At 32.8% G+C, this 21,267-nt stretch carries 12 protein-coding genes; 6 read left to right on the top strand and 6 right to left on the bottom strand.

The genetic code is table 11. The annotated features are described in order from the left end of the window. The first annotated feature begins 97 nt into the window (after positions 1–97). Entirely contained in the window at positions 98–1,525 is a 1,428-nt protein-coding gene (locus C1X07_RS11085; RefSeq protein ID WP_103070087.1) for a S41 family peptidase, read from the top strand. 220 nt (positions 1,526–1,745) lie between these two features. Here C1X07_RS11085 and C1X07_RS11080 read toward each other — a convergent pair whose 3' ends face one another. From C1X07_RS11080 to C1X07_RS11055, 6 genes are all read right to left on the bottom strand, one after another. Continuing rightward, positions 1,746–3,590 (bottom strand): Ig-like domain-containing protein, encoded by a 1,845-nt coding sequence (locus C1X07_RS11080; protein WP_103070086.1) that lies wholly within the window; start codon positions 3,588–3,590, stop codon positions 1,746–1,748. A gap of 48 nt (positions 3,591–3,638) precedes the next feature. Then, positions 3,639–5,942, bottom strand: a complete 2,304-nt coding sequence (locus tag C1X07_RS11075; protein ID WP_103070085.1) for a family 20 glycosylhydrolase — start codon at positions 5,940–5,942, stop codon at positions 3,639–3,641. Positions 5,943–5,949: 7 nt separating this feature from the next. Beyond that, the gene (locus C1X07_RS11070) at positions 5,950–6,813 is read right to left on the bottom strand and encodes an N-acetylglucosamine kinase (RefSeq protein WP_103070084.1); all 864 of its coding nucleotides are present in this window, start codon (positions 6,811–6,813) and stop codon (positions 5,950–5,952) included. Between the two features lie 149 nt (positions 6,814–6,962). Next, positions 6,963–8,882 carry a glucosamine-6-phosphate deaminase gene (gene nagB, locus C1X07_RS11065; protein WP_103070083.1) on the bottom strand — a complete coding sequence of 640 codons (1,920 nt, stop codon included), beginning with the start codon at positions 8,880–8,882 and terminating at the stop codon, positions 6,963–6,965. A 124-nt stretch (positions 8,883–9,006) separates the two neighbouring features. After that, the gene (locus C1X07_RS11060) at positions 9,007–10,620 is read right to left on the bottom strand and encodes a RagB/SusD family nutrient uptake outer membrane protein (RefSeq protein ID WP_103070082.1); all 1,614 of its coding nucleotides are present in this window, start codon (positions 10,618–10,620) and stop codon (positions 9,007–9,009) included. Between the two features lie 20 nt (positions 10,621–10,640). Then, positions 10,641–13,622, bottom strand: coding sequence for a carboxypeptidase-like regulatory domain-containing protein (locus C1X07_RS11055; RefSeq protein ID WP_103070081.1), 2,982 nt, complete (start codon positions 13,620–13,622; stop codon positions 10,641–10,643). Between the two features lie 415 nt (positions 13,623–14,037). On the opposite strand from C1X07_RS11055, the gene C1X07_RS11050 reads away from it, so the two are divergent. From C1X07_RS11050 to C1X07_RS11030, 5 genes are all read left to right on the top strand, one after another. Beyond that, complete coding sequence (locus C1X07_RS11050; protein WP_241507238.1) at positions 14,038–14,889, top strand: sensor histidine kinase; 852 nt, start codon at positions 14,038–14,040, stop codon at positions 14,887–14,889. Further along, the gene (locus C1X07_RS11045) at positions 14,889–15,614 is read left to right on the top strand and encodes a LytR/AlgR family response regulator transcription factor (RefSeq protein WP_103070079.1); all 726 of its coding nucleotides are present in this window, start codon (positions 14,889–14,891) and stop codon (positions 15,612–15,614) included. Before C1X07_RS11050 ends, C1X07_RS11045 begins: the two co-directional genes overlap by 1 nt. A gap of 5 nt (positions 15,615–15,619) precedes the next feature. Continuing rightward, positions 15,620–17,455 (top strand): sodium:solute symporter family protein, encoded by a 1,836-nt coding sequence (locus tag C1X07_RS11040; RefSeq protein WP_103070078.1) that lies wholly within the window; start codon positions 15,620–15,622, stop codon positions 17,453–17,455. Next, a complete protein-coding gene (locus C1X07_RS11035) occupies positions 17,422–18,546 on the top strand; it encodes an acyltransferase family protein (RefSeq protein ID WP_241507237.1) in 1,125 nt (374 codons plus the stop codon). Before C1X07_RS11040 ends, C1X07_RS11035 begins: the two co-directional genes overlap by 34 nt. A gap of 345 nt (positions 18,547–18,891) precedes the next feature. Next, positions 18,892–21,129 carry a response regulator gene (locus tag C1X07_RS11030; protein ID WP_103070077.1) on the top strand — a complete coding sequence of 746 codons (2,238 nt, stop codon included), beginning with the start codon at positions 18,892–18,894 and terminating at the stop codon, positions 21,127–21,129. Positions 21,130–21,267 lie beyond the last annotated feature (138 nt).

Here is a 21,267-nt window from a genome sequence, read left to right as displayed (position 1 = left end):
ATAAATGTTGATAAAACAGTAAGGGTTATGTCGTTAGAGACTTATAGACTGTAACAAATGATTGATTTTGTACTCTTTACTAAAAATAAAAACCATAATGAATAAATTAGTTATAATAGCCTTCTCTCTCTTTCTGATAATTTCTTGTCAAACACATGAGAATAAAAATAATGTAAAGGAAGAAATTGGTTTAAATGGAAATTGGCAATATCTTGGATTTGGTAAAGCAATAACCATTACAGATAGTATCATTAAAAGTTATCATATCTCTTCGGTAGGAAATGTACCTAGATCAGATAATAAGGCAACTGATTTTTTTAAGTATTATACTGTCGATACATTATCAAACGACACTATACTTCTTAAGGATGGTGTTAAAACATTTAAACTTTATCGAACTAGTAAAGATTATGAAGTAAATGTAAAAGAGAAATTGGCAAATGATCCAAAATACAATTTTGAGGTTTTATGGAATACCTTTAATGAACAATATTGTTATTTCGAAGAGAGAAATATCGATTGGAATAACATGTATAAGAAGTATGAGTCCCAGATTAATACTGATACTAAACCTATTGAATTGTACTTAGTCTTTGAGAAAATGCTTGGTGAAATAAAAGATGGGCATATATCGATTGATTTACCCGATGAACTAGAAGAAAGTTATGAAGAACAATTGACAAATGATGAAAATGATACTAATGAAGAAATTCCGGAAGGGTTAGAAAAAAAAGTAAAAAACAAAATAATTGAAAAGTATGTGAAAAATGTAAACCTGTATAATCGGGGTGATTTTAAATGGGGAATGATAAACAAAGATATTGGATATTTACAGACTTCGAATATGATTGGGTTTGCTCATTATAATATTGCAGATAGTTTATCCAAAAAAGAGTTTTGGAAAGAATGGTGGCAGAACCTAAATAGGAGTGATAATCATCATGATGATGTAAGAGAAGGTACACGTTTTATAATGGACTCAATAGTCAAAACTCTTGGAAAAGCAAAAGCTTGCATTATTGATTTAAGGTTTAATGGAGGAGGGTTTGATGACGTTTCAGTAGAAATGTTAAACCATTTTGTTAAAAAAGAAACACCGATTTGTACAAAAAAAGTAAGATTAGGCAAGGGGTATACAGAAAAACAAATGATGACATTGGTTCCATCTGATACTGTTTTTTCTGGTACTTTATATGTATTAATAAGTCACCAAACAGCTAGTGCTGCAGAATTACTAGTTTTAGGAAGCAAAGAAGTGTCAAATTCAAAAACTATTGGATCTACAACAGAAGGTGTTTTCTCGGATATTTTACACAAAAAGCTACCAAATGGATGGACTTATGGATTATCCAATATGATTTATGAATCTTTGGATGGAGTAAGTTATGAGAATATTGGTATAACACCAGAGTTTAAATTAGATTATCCGGTAAAGTCAAAAGATTTTTACGAATATCTTCTTGAAGACTTGAAAGATGGAGATGATGCGATCGAAAAGGTAATTGAAGAAATAGAATTGAAATAATAGTTGCATCTAATATTTGATAAATCTTATTAAGATAAAAAACTCACACTTTTTGCTAATGTTTTATACATAAAGAAAAATCAAAAACAGGAAACAACCTAAGTAACCAGGAGGTTTATACCACTTGTACTTAGATGATGATAATGTGAATACGTAAAAAACCCTCCTCAACTGTGGGTCAAACAGTCTCAAAGGGTTTTAAAACAATCAAAAACTATCTTTAATTACAGGCGCCTATGGTTTTCCACCAGTGTTCTCCACTGCCGGGGGTTACCCATATTGGTCCTGATTGTGCTTCGTATAATACACCTTGATACACTACTTTGTCCCCTGTATTGTATACCGTAGGATATGCTTCCCAATTAGCTATACCATTACAAGCCCCTCCATTACCTCCTCCAGAAGAAGTGATAGTAATAGATATGATACTCGGTGTAGATGTAGAATTGTCATTATCGGTAGCAATAACACTTAAATCATAATTTCCTATAGGCGCATTTGTCCATTCAAAACTGTATGGACTAGTTGTATCTTCTCCTAATTTAGTAGTACCTTCAAAAAATTCAACTTTTGTAATAGTACCATCTGTATCAGAAGCATTTGCCGTAATGCTTATGGGTTGCCCTTCGGTTATATTTTGGTTATTTGAGGGAGATGTAATTGATGCAGATGGAGATTGATTGCTTCCTCCACCATTTCCATTACAATCCTGAACAAGTTCCCATGGTTTACCATTTCCTGTATTTGATGATGGAACATCGTTTTGAGTCCACCATTTTGCTTTGTATAATTTGTTGTTATAAACAGCTTCCTGATCGGTATTGTAAATTGTTGAAGCATTCCATTGTGCTGTACTACATCCAGAACCATTTCCTCCGCCATCACCGCCTCCAGAATATGGAGATTCTGGATAGTTTTCTGCATTTGCAATAGCCTCAGATTCTGGGATACCATTAAGAATTTGACTTGCAATATGAAGATAGCCATAAGCAGATGAAGTGTTATCACCCAATAATAATTGCCATATCATAACACCATCATTAGAAGTGTTATTGGTAGCAATGTGACTAGAGAGTTCTGCTACATTTTGATATGTGTATTCATAATAGGGTCCCCAGGGTTCATTAGGATAATGAATACCAGCGGCTATAGAAAATCCATATTGATTTGAATAATGTTTATATGCATCATACATGATTTTTCGATTACTTGCCGCACCTGTATTGTATCCTTGATATGCTATCAAATCAATTTTATCTCCAACAGCTTCCATAACGGGGATCATATGACCAGTTGTAGCAAAACCGAATAAACTAATGGCTTGATTAGGAGAAGTAGCATTAAATAAATTAGCATCAGATTCTCCTGTTACTGCATTCCTTTTACTATAGGCATATGGAGAAGAGGGATCGTTATTGTTTACTCCACCAAGAGCTCCTACACCAGCAGGTGCACAGGCTAATATATATTGTCCTTTTGGCATTATAGCTCTCGAATTTGTAAAGAAATCGATAAAACGTTGCACGTTTATTGGATCGCCTATTGTGGCAAAACTACCATTGGGTTCAAAATCCCAATCAATACCTTCAAACCCCATATCATCAACTAGGTCTTTTATTTGTTGATAGTCTATATCATATGCAGCATTACTTCCCCAATATGTTTCTCCTCCTACAGAAAGAATAACTTTTGTACCTTTTGATTTTAAGGCAGCTACAGATTCTTTTAAAGTGGCTCCATCATATGGAGTTTGGATTCCTGTACCCGTTATGTCCAGTGATCCTTTTTGATAACGAAGATTAGGTTTGGCAAATGCTAAAAATACATGAGTAACATGTTTTGGGATATCTCTTAATTTTGAACCCTGTCCGGGACCAGCCCAACTTTCTGACCAGGAAGGAAAATATCCCAGTACAATAGGTTGGGTAAGCGCGGATTTATAACTCAGATTAGACTCTGAATTTTGCGTTTCTAAATTTTCGTTTTCTATTAGATTTTCAGTTGTACAGGAAAATAGAAACACCTGCATTAATAATATGATTTTTAACTTTTTTAGTAAGCCCATACTGTAATAATTTAAAGAGTTTGTGAATATTACGAGGCTATTTTTTCGTTAATGAAAAATCATGTTTTCATCAACTTCCAAATAATCTACCTCAGAAGCTTTTCTATATTTTAACTCTACAGTATTCCAATCTGTGGCCCAGCCTTTGGCTACGTTATTTAAGTATACTATTTTGAGTTTATGTTTGCCTTTTTGTAACGCTATCGAATTTTCTTTAGGATGCTTTTTTAATGATTCTTTATAATCAATAACTAATTGATCCGCTATCCATATTTGATCTTGAGCGCTTGAAAAATAATACACTCCATCTTCCGGAATATCAATAAAACCATCTAGAAAAATAGCTTTAAAATTATCCTTATTTACTTGATGCCCCCAATGATAAGTTGTATTAGCATCTTCAATTTTTTTGATGATAGAAGTTTGTGGTTCGGTAGTATTACTAATATCACTGATATTATTAAAATAGCCTTTCACTTCTTTCATTATTAATCCTTGAGATAAATCAGTCTTACCAATAGGGGCAATAGGGGACTTTTTTACTATAGTTATTTTTCTAATGTTGCTCATTTTCCCATTTTTCAGGATTGAAGCAATTCGTAGTTCTGTATCTTCTGTGAAATGTAGTGGATCTGTATATGCTTTACTATTGGCATTTGGATCTGTTCCATCTGTAGTGTATACCATCTTAACCGGGTGTGTGGTCGAAAATGAAACATTTACACTGTCGATAAATACAATATTATTAGCAGTAGGACCTTCGGGTAAAGGGATATGATGATTAATTTTGTAGTAGTCCAATATCTCATATATAGGATCAAGTCTATCTAAGAAATTATCATATGCTTTGTTTTCCTTTTGTGTCCAAGTAGTTTCGGCTAATGCAAGTATTCGTGGATATAGTAGATATTCTATTGTTTCGTCTTCATAGGTATACTCTGTCCATACGTTTCCTTGAGCTCCGAGAATATGTTTTTTCTTGTCTTCTGCTATTTCTTTCGGTATGGGGTCGTAATTGTATACTTTTTCTAGAGGTATGTATCCTCCAAATGCCAGAGGCTCTGCTTTTGGATCGCCTTGGTAAAAATTAAAATAGCAAAACTGGGAAGGAGTCATAATCACATCATGCCCCTCATTGGCAGCCTTAATACCACCTTCTTCACCTTGCCAGGACATAATATTGGTAGTTGGAGTAATACCTCCTTCTAAAATTTCGTCCCAGCCAATCATTTTCTTCTTATATTTTACCAAGATCTTCTCTACACGAGCCATAAAATAGCTTTGAATTTCTTTTTCATCTTTGAGACCTTCGCGTTTTTTTAACTCTTGGCACACTAGAGAATTTTTCCATTGATCTTTGGGTACTTCATCTCCTCCCATATGGTAGTATTCGTAAGGAAAAAGAGATGATAACTCCTTGATTACATCTTCAATAAATGTATAAGTTTCTTCCTTTCCTGCACAAAGTATGCTGGATTCTACACCCCATAAATTTCTTACTTCATATTTTTCGTCTTCACAGGAGAGTTCTGGATATGCTGCTAAGATGGCAATTGCATGACCAGGAGTATCAAATTCTGGAATAACATCGATGAATCTTTCTTTAGCATATGCTACAACTTCTTTTATTTCTTCTTGAGTATAATATCCTTGATGAAAAGTACCGTCTGCATTTTTTCTTTTAGAACCTATAGAGGTAAGTTTTGGATACTTTTTTATTTCTATTCTCCATCCTTGATCATCGGTTAGATGCCAATGAAATTTATTGATTTTGAAAAGAGATAATACATCAAGTTGTTTTTTTATAAAATCAGTAGAGAAAAAATGTCTAGAGACATCCAGGTGCATTCCTCTCCAAGCAAAACGTGGTTTATCATTTATGTCAACTGCCTGAATCTTAAAAGGAAGTTGTGTCTTATTAGTGGTGTTGTACTGAGGGAGAAGTTGCATTAGAGTTTGCATACCGTAAAATAATCCCTGGTCTGTTTTTGCCTTTATACTTACCTGATCTTTGGTTATAGAAACAGCATATTCTTCATCATCAAAGTCTGAGCTTGTTTCTTTTATTAATTGAATGGTGTTTTTGTTGTTATCACCATTATTACTTATAGAAAAAGAATGTCCTGTAGAAATTTTTAATTTTTCGATAAAGAAATTTGCAATAACTTTAGAAGACTCCTCATGGCATAGGAAAGTAGTAGTTTTATTAAGTTCAAAATGCCCTTGAGTTTTTTTTACATTAAGAGGTTTTGGAGTGATACTTAATGATTTGTCGATCACAGGAGAGGTGTTATCGGGACTTTTACAGGTTATAAAAATTAAAAAAAAGAAAGGTATGATTCGTAAATTCATTATTAACTTATTTTAGAGAAGTTCTTTGTGTGACTACACGGTTGACTAAATGGTCTATTGGTTTTTTGACAAAACTTTTTACTTGATATCCATAGTCATCCAATAAACTTTTTAGAGTATCTTGAGAATAGTAGGCTATTGATCCAACAAAATGTATTGGGTATTTGGAAAGTTCTTCTTTGTATTGAAAAAGATAAGTGCTTATAAATCTGGATAAGCTTATATTTAATAATTTTTCGATATAGGCATCTCCTCTGTTTTTAAAAATAAACTGAGCGTATGATGCCAAATATTTATTAGGGTGATTAGTACAGTATAGTTTATCAAGAAGTTGATCAAGTTCTGTAGCATAATCATTTTTAAAAAGTGTTGCTATATTCTGTGGCATTTTGCCTAAGAAATAATCTTTAATTAGCTTTTTTCCGATATAATTACCGCTTCCTTCATCTGCAAGAAGGTAACCTAAAGCAGGGTATTTTTGAATGACTTTTGAACCATCATAAAAACAACAGTTTGTTCCTGTTCCTAGGATACAAACAATACTAGGCTTTTCAGTAGTAGCTTTTACAGCTCCGATGATGTCTTCTTCAATGGTGATTAGTTTTGCATTTTCAAAAATAGATTGCAACACAAGGTCTATTTTCTTTTTTGCATCAATTTCACCGCATCCAGCTCCATAAAAGTAAACTTCATTAATGAGCTGACTTTTTTGTACTATCAGATCTGTTTTTTTTATAATGTTGAGAATAGTATCTCCAGAGAGTAAAAGAGGGTTTATTCCATCGGTTTTAGCCTTATGAATAAGTTGTCCATCATCATCAACAAGAACCCAGTCACATTTGGTAGAACCACTATCTGCAAATAATATCATTAGCTATTGTTTTATGTGTCATTTTATGTATTGTAGTGTTATCGGAAAGTTTGTGAAGAATTAAAATGTTTTAAATAATCCCTCCCTCTGCGATAGAGGGAAGGGTTATTTGAGCAAATGACTCATCTAATAAACAAAAACACAATGTTTTAAAATATATACCTTTTAAAGGCTTCTATTGCTTCATAATCTGCTAATCCAAGCTGATCATAGAGTTGCGCAGTATTTCTATTTCTTTCTCGTGCTCTCAACCAGAATTCTCTAGAATCTTCACCTTGAAACATAACTCTATCTTTTTGAGATTGGTGATATAAAATAGCGTTAGTTTTCTTATTTACTTCAAGAGGGCTTAATGGTACGGCCATTTCAATTTCAGATACATCCCATTCTTGCCATGCTCCTCTATAGAGCCATACCCAACAGTCATTCATAAACGTTTGACTTTTTAGGTTTGAGAGTGCATTAAAAACGGCATCTAAACAAACCTTATGAGTTCCATGAGGATCTGCTAAATCTCCGGCTGCATATATCTGATGAGGTTTTAAAAGTGTAATAATATCCTCAGTTATTTTTACATCTTTTTCTCCCAAAGGATTTTTCTTTATTCTTCCTGTTTCGTAAAAAGGAAGGTCTAAAAAGTGAACTTTTGAATCATCTAGTCCAAAATATCTGGTAGCTCCCAGAGATTCCATTCTTCTGATTAATCCTTTTATTAATCTAACTTCGGGGATATCAATATCTCCTTGGTTTTTGGATTTTAGAAATTCAATAACTTTTTTATAGGTATCATCAGCTTCACTGTTAGATTGAAAAGAATTTGCAACTTCTGCAAATTTTAATGCTTCATCGTCGGTAACTGCAATATTTCCAGATGTTTGATACACAACATGAACATCATGCCCCTGGTCAATAAGTCTAAGGAAAGTTCCTCCCATAGATATTACATCATCATCAGGATGAGGACTAAAAATTAGAACCCTCTTTTTAGCAGGTTCTGCTCTTTCTGGTCTATTCGTATCGTCAGCATTTGGTTTTCCTCCTGGCCATCCAGTAATAGTATGCTGAAGTTTATTAAAAATCTTAATGTTTAAATCGTAAGAAGTTCCTTCAACCGCCAAAAGACCAGACATTCCATTGTCATTATAATCTTTGTCAGTAAGCTTTAAAATGGGCTTTTTAACTTCTTGACTTAACCAGGTAACTGCCTTAAATTTTAGTTGCTCTTTCCAAATACATTGATCCACAAGCCATGGCGTTTTGATACGCGTTAGTTCTGAAGCTGCTTCAGAATCTAAGATTATGGTAGTATTTTTATGTTGTTGTAAGAAAGTTGCAGGGATATTTGATGAAATTTCACCTTCTATAGTTTGTTTTACTACTGTAGCTTTTTTATGACCCCAAGCCAATAACAATACCCTTCTTGATTTCATGATAGTATTGATACCCATGGTAACAGCCTTTTTAGGCACGTTTTCTAAACCATTAAAATCTGATGAGGCATCTGTTCTAGTAACATGATTTAATGTAATGATTCGGGTACCAGAATTAGGGTGAGATCCAGGTTCGTTAAAACCGATATGCCCTGTTCTGCCAATTCCTAATAGCTGAAAATCTAGTCCACCATACTTTTTTATTTTCATTTCATAATCAATACAGTATTGGTCCATTTCTGTTAGAGGAGTGGTACCATCAGGAATATTAATATTCTCTGGGTTAATATCTACATGATCAAATAAGTGTTGATGCATAAAGTGATAATAACTTTGCTGATGTGTTCTATCCATTGGATAGTACTCATCTAGATTAAAAGTCACTACATTACTAAAGCTTAACTCTCCAGATCGGTGTAGACTTACTAGTTCTTCATAAACTTTTATTGGTGAAGAACCTGTAGCTAAACCAAGTACGCAAGGTTTACCTTCTTCTTGTTTTTGTTTGATTAGTGTTGCAATTTCGTGTGCAACTAATTTTGAAGCGATCGACGAATCTGGAAAGATTTCGTTATGAATTTTTTCAAACTTCGATTTTTCAAACTGTCCTACTTGTTTATATTCAATTTCCTGAATCATGCTCTCAAGAGTTTGATATTATTTTATTGTTATTATTATTTCAAGGCATTTGATTAAAAGAGATGGAGTCGAAAGGTGAAAATCTATCCATCTCTTTTATTTAATTATTTGTGGCTAACTCAAATTAAAAATTTCCACCAGGTACATCCCACCATAGTCTTGTTCCTCCATTATCTGGACCACCAAGAAGTGTTCTTGCTTGTTCAACTCCTTGAGGATTAGCACTTCTTTCACTAGCAGGGAAAGGTAATCTTCTTACTTGAAGATTAGTATCAACAGTACCACCACTATTATTGGTAACTACTGGGAATATTTTTGGGTACCCTGTTCTTCTGAATTCACTCCAAGCCTCTTGCCCATCAGGGAATATTGCAATCCACTTTTGAGTGATAATTTTCTCTAATTTCGTTTCATTATCAGCTCCTGCATCCCAAGCGATCGTAACGTTGGTTAATGCATTTAAATTGTTAGAAGCATTAACAGGGTCTACATAGTCATTAGGAGTAGAAGTGTTATCTGCTATATAAGCTGAAGCTTCTCCAGATACTCCATGTTGAGCAAATGAAGTAGAAATCCCCATTTCGTAATTAGTTTGTGCATCTCCAGCACCAGTCCAACCTCTTAATGCAGCTTCAGCTTTTAAGAAATATGCTTCTGCAGCGGTCATTAATTGGATATCAGTAGTTGGAGTTTTATCAGAGATATATGAATCTCCTAACCTAGAAAACCCTACATAATCTTCTTTTTGGTCTAATTCAGTTGCATACCCCGGCAATAAAGGCATTCCACCTCTTAAACCTTTTAGTTCTCCTGGAGTTACTCCTGATTCTTCAAATAATACTGGTCCTCTTGAATCGTCATATCCAACAAGTATTGATTCCATAGAAGCATTCATTCGTACATCATTCCAGCTTGAATTGAAAACTGTTAGTGGGTGAGTAGCTCCCCCTTGGATAAGAAAATTATCAGTATTAGCCTCAAGAAGTCCTCCACTGTTTGCTAATGATTTTTCTCCTTCTGTTTTTGCCTTTGCAGCATCAATCTTTGCAATTCTAATGGCAAGACGTAGTCTCAATGTATTTGCAAATTTTATCCACTGTTCTAAATTCCCGCCATACACTAAATCAAAATTTGAAAACTGCGCATTTGTAGGGTCAGTAGACAGGGTAGTGATAGCTTCGTCTAACTCTATAAAGAACTGATTATATACTTCTTGTTGAGAATCGTATTCTGAAAAAGTAGGGTTTAATCCAAATTTTGAATACACGATAGGTCCGTAGACATCCGTAACTCGATGCATACCTTCAACTCTTAAAATTTTTGCAACAGCATATATCAATGGAAATTTCTCTTCTCCACGTTCTTTAACCAAGCCTGCATTTTTCATAACACCTGTTGAAGAATAGGGGATATCCCAAGGGAATTGATCCCAAAAGTCAACGAAAGCATAATTGGTGGTATTAGTTCCTCCTACAAAAGGTCTAGGAGGAGCCATATATCCACAAAATGTATCTGCGTTAAGATTATGCTGTAATTGTGTATGCCATGCAGGATCATATCTGTATAGATTTAGAAACATAGGTTTGAAAGGACCTCCTACATTAGTGAAATCTGCTTCACTTTGCGCATCAGTAAGACCATTAGGGTCTGTGTTTAATGCTTCAAAATCGTCTGTGCAAGAGAGCACGAAGAGCGAAATAAAAGCAGTAATAATTGTTTTTTTAAATATATTTTTCATGATATTCTATTCCTTATTAATTAAAATGATAAGCCAACATTTAAACCGATACTTCTGGTAGATGGCGATCCAAATACATCAACACCTTGAAGTCCATTTCCTGTACTTAAAGATATATTTGGGTCATAAGGAGCATCTTTATAAAAGAAAAATAAATTTCTTCCAACTAAAGAAGCGTTGACCGAATTAAAGAAGCTATCTTCTCCAAGATTAAATTTGTACCCTAGGGATAATTCTGCTAAACGAATGTTAGTAGCATCATATACATATTCACTAGTAAGTCCATTTCTCCCTCCAATAGCTTGATAATATTCATTAGCAGGCATTGTTGTTTCCGAACCAGATACTTCATCAAAAATTCTTACCGTACCCGTTCTGTTAGATGTACCAAAACCATCAACAATAGCCTCAGTAAGACTCATTACTTCTCCACCAAATTTTCCATCAACCAAGAAGTTTAATGTTATATTTTTATAAGTGAAAGAATTACTAAATCCTAAAGAGAAATCGGGATTTGCATTACCCAATAAATCAAAACCGCCTCTAGTATTTTCATTAGCTTCTGCTTGAGAAAAATTACCTTCTGCATTTCTAATTGGTAAACCATCAGCATTTTTACGAAGTTGTCGCCCATAAATATCACCAAAAGAACCTCCCTCAGTTATTAATAGAGCATAAGCATTTACACTTATTGGGGTTAATTCTAAATAATCTCTACCTAGTCTAGCGTCTAATTTTTTAATTGTATTTTTATTACTAGCGAAATTTACTGCTGCATCCCATGAAAAATTATCATTTTGGATAGGAGTGGCAGTTATAGAGGCTTCAAAACCTTTGTTTTCAAAATCTCCCGCATTAATAGAAAAGAATTCCGTGAAAGTTCCTCCGTCAATTGTCATAAATTGATCGATAGTATTTGTTTTGTAATATCCTATATCAAAACCTAAGCGGTTATCAAATAATCTCCATTCTGTACCAAATTCTATAGAAGTTTGTTTTTCAGGCTTTAATTCAGTTAATGGAATAATGTTTGGAGGGTTTAATCCACCTTGACCTGTTCCAATAGAGTTGATAGGATTATTAGCAAAGCTTTGTATATCATTACCTACTTCAGCGTATGAAGTCCTTACTTTTGCAAAAGATATAGCTTCGGGCATTTCAAACATCTCTGTTAATACTCCGGTAAGACCAAAAGATGGGTAGAAGAAAGATTCTGAAACTGTTGATGACCAATCATTTCTTGCAGTAACATCTAGGTAAAGCATGTCTTTAAAACCTAATGTAGTACTTGCGAAAATAGATTGAACTTCTTTTCTTTCAGCCTGAGATTGTTGTAATATTGGATTAAATCCTACAGTACCAACTTCAAAATTCGATAGTGTAAAAATATTAGGTATTTTTAGATTACCTCCTACACCAGAATCTAACAAGGTTGCATCACCTAAATCTGACTGTCTTATACTAGTACCTATGTTAGCTGTTAAATTGAAATTTTCAGAAATAGGGGTGTTGATAGTAGCAATGATATCTCCATAGATTTGAGTATCTTCAACATCATTTAGTAAATAACGACCATTTACAGCTGAAAGCGTTCCATCTGTGGTAGCATGAATTTTTCTTTCAAACTTATAGAAGTTTTTGTCGTAACTTCCTCTTGTTTGAATAGAAAACCAATCATTAAATTTATATTTTAAAGAAACAGAAGCTAAAACCTTTTGGTTTTGATCTTCACTAGCGTTTCTATTCAAAATCCAGTAAGGATTTTGCTCAATATCCGATGTTCCTCTAAACCATCTTTGAGCCATTAAATTTCTATCTTCATTGAACTCTTCAAACACTTCATAATCACTTAAACTCTCTGTGTCTGAGTTGAAAGCTGTTGCTCCAACCAGTGGGTTATAGTATAAACCAGAAACAGGCTTATTACGTATTTTTTGAGTTGAAAGCAATATGTTAGCATCAACAGTCAACTTATTGTCAAACAATTTAGCAGTTTCTCTTACATTTAGAGTATGTTTTTTTACATTGTGCGTAGGAATGATCCCTGTTGCTTGTGTATTTGCATATGAGAAATACGTTTGGGCGTTTTCTGTTCCTCCAGATACTGATAATGAATTAATTGCAGTTGTTCCTGTTTCTAAGAAATCATCTAGATTAGTTTCGGTACGATCGTTGAAATCAAGTAGATAAGCTGGTGAGTCAACCGTGAAACTTGAAGAAACATTTGCTTTGAAACTTCCAGATCTTCCTTTTTTGGTAGTTATAAGTATAACACCATTAGAACCTTGACTACCATATAAAGCAGATGCAGAAGCTCCTTTTAATACTGTAAGACTTTCTATGTCATCTGGGTTTATAAGAGATAATGCATCTCCACCATCTCTATTTCCTGCATTGTCAATATCTCCAAACGTACTATTTGGTTGGATCGCAGAGTTGTTTAATAGTGGAATACCATCAACAACATAAAGAGGTTGGTTGTTTCTTGTAGAGGTATTACCTCTTAGAGTTACTTTTACAGATCCTCCCACACCAGAAGCACTTCTGTTAACAACAACTCCTGCTACTTTACCAGAAAGGCTGTTAATAGGGTTAGCATCTTTTACTTTTGTTAATTCAGCTGCATTAATGTCTTGCGCAGCATAGGTTAAGGATTTTCTACTTTTCTTAATACCTAACGCAGTAACTACTACATCTTCTAATTGTTCGGCATCTTCTTGTAATTGAACATTAATTACTGAATCTGCCCCAACAGTTACTTCCTGACTTAGCATACCTAAGTAAGAAAATTGAATTACATCTCCGGCAGCAGCCGTAATAGAGTAATTTCCATCAAAATCTGTTTGTACTCCATTTGTTGTTCCCTTTACTATTATGTTTACTCCAGGTAAAGGAACGCCGTCAGAAGCTCCTGTTACCGTACCTGTGATTTGGGTTCCCTGCCCAAAACTCAGAAAAGAAAAAAATAATAAAGCGGTTAGAGTTAAAATTTTTTGTTTCATATTAAAAAGTGTTTTTTTGAATGATCTCAAAGTAATATTTTAATTGCCTATGAAAATTTTTTTTAGACAAACGACATGGTTTTAAGAACAATCGACATACAATAATAGATGACGGTTTTTTTGAAATTTGATATTCTTAATTTTTTTGGTTTTCTCTACAAATAGCCTTACATTTTTCAAAATTTTTTGTTAAAAAACTGTTTTTAACTGTAAATATTTATCGATTTTGAAAAAAAGAAAAGGTTAGGTGCAAAGGACTATTAAACGAAAATATCACCTGTATTTTTGGATTATTTATTTTTTATTTAACGTAATTAGGTGGGGAAGTTATTTTAATGATTATTGGTATTCGATAAAATCGAATCTGGTAGAATTTCCCTTGCATATAATTTTAGTGTATTTTAATATATATTATTTGGCTCCAAAATTTATATTTAAAAAGAAATATGTATATTATGTATTGTTCTTATGCTTGTCTTTGGGAGTTCATTATATATTAAGGTCAGGACTTAATTTATTATTGGTTACTGAGGATATATGGCCAGAGGTTGAAGGAAGGCTAGACCCGTTTGGCTTTAATCATATTGTTGCTGTAGCAATTGGAGAGCTATATGTGATTGGATTGACTTCTGCAATAAAGTTTACTGTAGATTTTCTTATTGTAGAAAGTAAGAACAGACACTTAAGTGAATTACAGTATAAAACAGAGTTAAAATACTTAAAAGCACAAATACAACCACATTTCTTTTTTAATACATTAAACAGTTTATATGCACTTACAATAAAAAAATCTAGCCAAGCTCCTAATCTAGTTCTGAAATTATCTAATTTTATGCGATATGTGATTTATGACACAAGTCAAAAAAAAATTTCACTTTTACAAGAAATTGATCATATAGATAATTACATTGAGATCGAAAAAATGAGATATGGTGATCGTGTTACATCTAATGTAAGTATAAACGGTAATATTGATGGGGTTAAGGTAGTTCCGATGCTTTTTTTACCATTTATAGAGAATGCTTTTAAACATGGGCTTAAAAATAATGATAGAATGGAATTGTCAATCTCTTTTGAAAGATCACAAAATGAACTGATATTTGTATCTAAAAATAATTATGAAAACCAATCTAATTCGGAAAAACATAATGGAATAGGGATAAAAAATGTAAAAAGAAGATTAGAAATTCTTTATCCAAAAAAGTATACTCTAAACATAGCAAAAGAAAATAATGAATATTCGATTTTACTTAAAATCCCTGTATAATGATTATTAAATGTATCATAATTGATGATGAGCCTCTGGCGATTGAAGTGATTGAATCCTTTTTGAAGGAATTTAAAAATGTAGAAATTATTGGTACTTTTAAAGATCCAATTGAGGCTCTGTCAATATTAGAACAAGGAAATGTAGATGCTTTGTTTCTTGATATAAACCTGCCAAGAATGAATGGTCTTGAGTTTTTAAAAAGTCTTAAAGAATATCCGCAGGCTATAATTACTACGGCATACAAAGAATATGCATTGGAAAGTTATGAATTAGAAGTACTTGACTATCTGGTCAAGCCTATTTCTTTTAATAGATTCTTAAAATCTATTAATAAATTAACCTCACGACTTATTGCTGTTAAAAGACATGAACCAGCTATAGACTTGGTTCAACCAGCTCATATCTTTTTAAAAGTTGATAAGAAATTGGTTAAAATTCTTTTAAGTGATATCCTTTTTATAGAGAGTCTAAAGGATTACATAAGAGTAAGTACCATAGAAGATACCTTTTTGTCCCATAAGTCTTTAACTAGTATTAGTGAAGAACTACCTTCAGAAAATTTTATAAGAATTCATAAATCATATACTATAGCAATAGATAAAGTTAAATCTATTGAGGGAAATCTAGTAGAAGTTGGTGAAAAAAGAATTCCTATAGGAAGAAATTATGCTGCGCATGCTAAGCAACGAATATTAAAAAACAAATCAAATTTATTAAAATAAAAGTAATGGTTTTAACTACATTGGATTACATAATCATAGCCTCATTTTTCTTAACCACACTTATTATTGGTGTTGTGGTATCTAAAAGGTCTGGAAAAAATACAGCAGAGTATTTTTTGTCAGGACGTAATATGCCCTGGTGGTTGCTTGGTTTTTCAATGGTGGCAACTACATTCTCGACTGATACCCCAAATTTGGTTACTGATATTGTAAGGCAAGATGGTGTTGCTGGAAACTGGGTATGGTGGGCTTTTTTATTGACAGGTCTTCTTACAGTATTTGTTTATGCCAAATTATGGCGTAAATCAAATGTTACAACAGATTTAGAATTTTATACATTGAGATATAGTGGCAAACCTGCTCGGTTTTTAAGAGGGTTTAGATCAATATACCTTGGAGTGGTGTTTAATATAATTGCTATGGCTGCAGTAAATCTGGCGGCTATTAAAATTGGGCAAATCATGCTTGGACTCACACCAATACAAACAGTTTTGATAGGTGGTGTGGTAACAGCAGCATTTAGTTCGTTAGGAGGGTTTAGAGGAGTTATTTATACCGATTTTGTACTTTTCTTTGTTGCTATAGTTGGAGCAGTAGGTGCTTCTTATTATTTGGTTAACCTTCCTGAAGTAGGAGGATTAGGCAATTTGGTTTCTCATCCAAATGTATCTGATAAACTTTCGTTTTTTCCTGAGTTTTCTAATACCGAGGCATTAATTGGGATTTTGATTATTCCGTTAGCTGTACAGTGGTGGAGTTCTTGGTATCCTGGAGCTGAGCCAGGAGGTGGAGGGTATATAGCGCAACGTATGCTTGCAGCTAAAAATGAAAATCACGCAATAGGTGCTACATTCTTTTTTAATATTATGCATTATGCATTGCGTCCGTGGCCATGGATCTTGGTAGCCTTGGCATCTTTAGTAATGTATCCAGATATAGCTAGTATTCAAGAGGCTTTTCCGAATGTAGAGTCTAGTAAATTAGGTCATGATTTGGCATATTCTGCAATGTTAACAAAGCTTCCGGCTGGATTGTTAGGGCTGGTGTTAGCTTCATTAGGAGCAGCATTTATGTCAACTTTATCAACTCACCTTAATTGGGGATCATCATATATTGTTAATGATTTTTATAAGCAACAAGTTAAAAAAGATGCAACCGAAAAAGAACTGGTGAATGTTGGTAGAATTACAACTATAGTCCTTATGGTTACAAGTGCAATATTTGCACTTTACCTCACTAATGCCAAGCAGCTTTTCGATATTATTTTAATGTTTGGTGCAGGAACAGGGTTAGTGTATATCTTACGTTGGTTTTGGTGGAGGATAAATGCATGGAGTGAAATATCTGTAATGTTTTCTGCTATGCTTATTCCGTTAATTCTAACTTTTACACCTCTTGGCGACTCATTATTTGGATACACCAGTGATGCCGGAGAAATCATTGCAGGAGTTTTTCCTTCTTGGTTTAGATTTATTGCTATGGTGATTATAACCTCAATTGTTTGGATAGTTTCAACTTATCTTACCAAACCAGAATCAAAAGAGACTTTACGATCTTTTTATAAAAGTATTCAGCCTGGAGGACCAGGTTGGAAAAAAGTTGTCGATGAAGCTAACGCTGATGGGGTAGAGATAGTCGAATCTAATGAGAAATGGTCTGTGCCTTCAGGAATTTTGGCAATGTTACTAGGTTGTGTATTAGTCTATAGTTGTTTGTTTACAGTAGGGAATTTACTTTATGGAGAGTATGCAACAGCCGGAATTGTTGGGGTATTAGCAGCAGTTTCTGGTTTCTTACTAGTGAGAGTGTGGAAATCAATTGGAAAGGATTTAATGTCGTGAGTGTAAGTAAACGAATACAATCTGTTGATTTTTTAAGAGGGCTAACCATAATGCTAATGATCTTGGTAAATACACCAGGAGATTGGTCTCATGTGTATACCCCCTTGTTGCATGCAGATTGGAATGGATTAACTTTGGCAGATTTTGTATTTCCTTTCTTTTTGTTTATTGTAGGGATATCGATCTCTTTTGTATATAAAAATAAGAAAGGAAACTTTCAGGTATATAAGAAAATTGTAATACGAAGTTTAAAATTGATCTTATTAGGATTGTTTCTTAATGTGTTTTTACCCTATTTTCCATTTATAGAAATTGAATCTATTCGTATTCCAGGTGTATTGCAGCGTATTGGTATTGTATTTTGTGTCGTGTCTATTCTATATTTGAAATGTACCAAAAAACAATTACTTTTTTTTGCAGTGTTACTACTGATAGGATATTGGGTGTGGTTGGCATATATTCCATTGCCAGATGGTAGCATTCCAACCCTAGAACGAGGAATAAATAACTGGGCTAATTACTTGGATTATCTGATTCTTAAAGGACATACCTGGAAACCCGATTATGACCCTGAAGGAATTCTAAGTACACTACCAGCTATAGTAACTGCGATCACAGGGATTTTTGTAGGTGAGATTTTAGTGAGTACTACAAAAAGAAAGCATATTTACTTAACAGTAGTAGGAGTTGGTCTCGTGGCTGTCGGATATATATGGAGTATGTTTTTTCCTATTAATAAGGCGTTATGGAGTAGTAGTTTTGTACTGGTTACTTCTGGTTATGCAACTCTGTTTTTAGTGTTGTTTCATTATTTGATGGATTATAAAGAATATACTTTTGGTAACATAGTTAAATATGTAGGAGCCAATGCAATTATTATTTATTTTTTGTCAAGTATAATTGCTAAATCTTTCTATTTAATAAAAATCAACTCTCAAACATCAATACATCAATATCTTTTTGAGACCTTTTTTGTGTATCCGACAATTGACAAATCATTTTCATCTCTTTGTTATGCCTTGATCGTTGTATGTATATATACACTCCTAGGTTTTGTATTATACAAGAAGAAGATTTTTGTAAAAGTATAAATCAATCTATAGTTATTACAATATATAAAGATGGAATAAGTTATAGAGTAGATAGATATAAAATTAGAAATTCTCGGAGGATTTGTTTTTGAAATGCTCCGAGAAAAAAATGTTTAACTTTGTTAAAATAATATGGTGAAAATGGACGTATAATCCAAATCATTAAGAATTTAATAGCCCCCGCTTTATTTTCTGCCTGCTTAATAAAATGCTAGTCACTAGCTGTTCAAAATGATATAGATCATTTAGAATGGCAAGTTTTTTTTGTAATAAATTGAAACTATACTAGTAACCAAAGTACCTAAAGTATCATTAATATTAAGCAAAAGATAAATAAAGTGTTTTATGAAAAGAAGTATACTCACTTTAGTAATTATTACTTCGATAGTACTTTCCTTGATTAATACTCAAAAAGTTTATAGTTTTTACTCTAGTAAAGACGATATACTTATAGAAACTACTTTAGACTCACTAGAATACTGGATAGAAAATGATTATGTTAATAAGGCACTCCGGATAGTGGATCGTGCTGAGAAGCTAGCATTAGAGAGCAATAATAAAAAATATATTGCTAGAGTGTTTAGGTTGCGTAGTGGGTTATCCATGGCTACTCATGATGTTGATGCTGTTAAGGATTATCTTGATAAAGCTACTATTTTGCAAAAATATGTAAAAGATGAGTATGGAGATATTCAACTAAATAACCTTTGGGGGTTGTATCATAAAGTAATTTCAAAAAACTATGATAGATCAATATCATTCTTAGAAAGAGCTATTGACTTATCCCAAGAATATAATTATGAAGAGGAACGGATAGATATACTATTGAATCTAGCTACCATCTATTATATAAAGCAAGATTGGGAAAACTGCTACGAAATATCGAAAAAAACAATTGCTTTAGCCCATAAATATAAAAAGAATTTAAGGCTGATATATCTTTATCATCAAATGGGAAAAGTCTGCTCGAATACCCAAAGATATGAAGAAGCCCTTGCTTTTTTTGAAGAAGGGGAGAAGATTATAAAACAAAACGTAGATTCCACAAAAACCAATAGGTTTAATCAGGCACTTTATTTTGCAGGAATTGCAGATGTATACAACCAAAAAGGAGAGCATTTAGTAGCTAATAAATTTTACAAAAAGTATGTAGAAGAACAGGTGAAGCAAAATGATTATTTTCTTAAGAAGTATAGTGAGAATTTAAAGGATTACAGAGAACTTCAATTAAAGGATAAAGACAATGAAAGAATTCTTATTGAAAATCAATACCAGCAGACACAATTAAAACTCAATAAATACTTGATGATTTCGGGAGGCGTAATTATAGTTATCTTGATTTTGTTAAGTTTACTACAATATAAAAATTCAAGACTCAAAACAGAAAACAATACATTTTTACGACAGAAAAACAAAGAATTATTAGAAGCTAAAATTAAAGTAGAACAAGCATTTAAGCAAAAAACTGCATTTGTTAATAATATCACTCATGAGCTCAGGACTCCATTACATGCAATTAATGGGATAGCCCATTTATTAGAACACAAAGAGCCTAATGAAAACCAACGAAAAAAACAGCTAGAGATACTACAATTTTCTGGAAGATATCTATTAAGGTTTGTGAATGATATTATAGAATTGAATACATCAGATCAATCAACAAAAACCCGATTAAAAAACCAACCTTTAAGTATAGTTAAATTGATAGGTACAATTAAAGAATCGCTTAAATTCTTTATTATTCGTGAAAATAATAATGTTTTTGAATTTGATTTAGATGATAAGTTATCAGATAAGATTATGGGAGATTCTGATCATTTATCTAGAATTATTGTTAGTATTCTTTCTAATGCTTCGAGATATATAAATGGAGGTGTATTGCGATTTTCTATTAAAAATGTTTTTTCGACAGATAGTGTCTGTAATGTTCTTTTTTCTTTAAAAAGTAAAGATCTGCATTTTTCAAAAGAAAAGCAAGAAGAATTAAATACTATATTACAAGAGAATAGATCTGCACTCTTTACTGCTCTGTCAGATCAGAGTAATCAATCTACATTAGAATTGGTGATAGCAAATAAGCTACTGCAACAATGTGATAGCAGATTAGTGTTTACATCAAGTAATAAAGAAGGAGCTACTTTTAGTTTTCAAATACCTTTTGATAAAGAACTTGAAAAAACAAATCAAAAGGAATTCTATAGTAAAAGCAATGAAGAAATAAAAATACTTGTTGTAGAGGATAATAGGATTAATCAATTGGTAACACAAAAAATTATAACCAATTATGGGTATCAGTGCGAAATTGCTTCAGACGGTTATGAAGCATTAGAAATGACAGATAAAAACAGTTACGATCTTATTTTTATGGATATCATGATGGACGGGATTGATGGATTTGAAACAACCAAGAGGATTCGTAAATCAGATAAAGAAACTCCAATTATTGCTTTGACTGCAATTTCTGAATCTGAAAATAAAGAACATTTTATAAACGCAGGAATTACTAAAATTATAAATAAACCTTTTGAGCCCGTTGTACTTTTAGAGCAAATTAAAATTGCAATATCAAAACAGTATATCTAATAAAAACTTCTGATCATATTCGTAACTATTTCTCCTTTTTTAAAAGAAATGGTAAAATTGATAAACATATCAATTTAAACTTTCACTCATTCCCAATCTGATGGTCTTTATATGCCAAATAATGCTACTCGTATATTT

Origin of the sequence: Aquimarina sediminis (assembly GCF_002895435.1) — a bacterium.
GTDB lineage: Bacteria > Bacteroidota > Bacteroidia > Flavobacteriales > Flavobacteriaceae > Aquimarina > Aquimarina sediminis.
The sequence above is the reverse complement of the archived record's forward strand: the minus strand, read 5'-3'. Positions and strand labels throughout refer to the sequence as shown.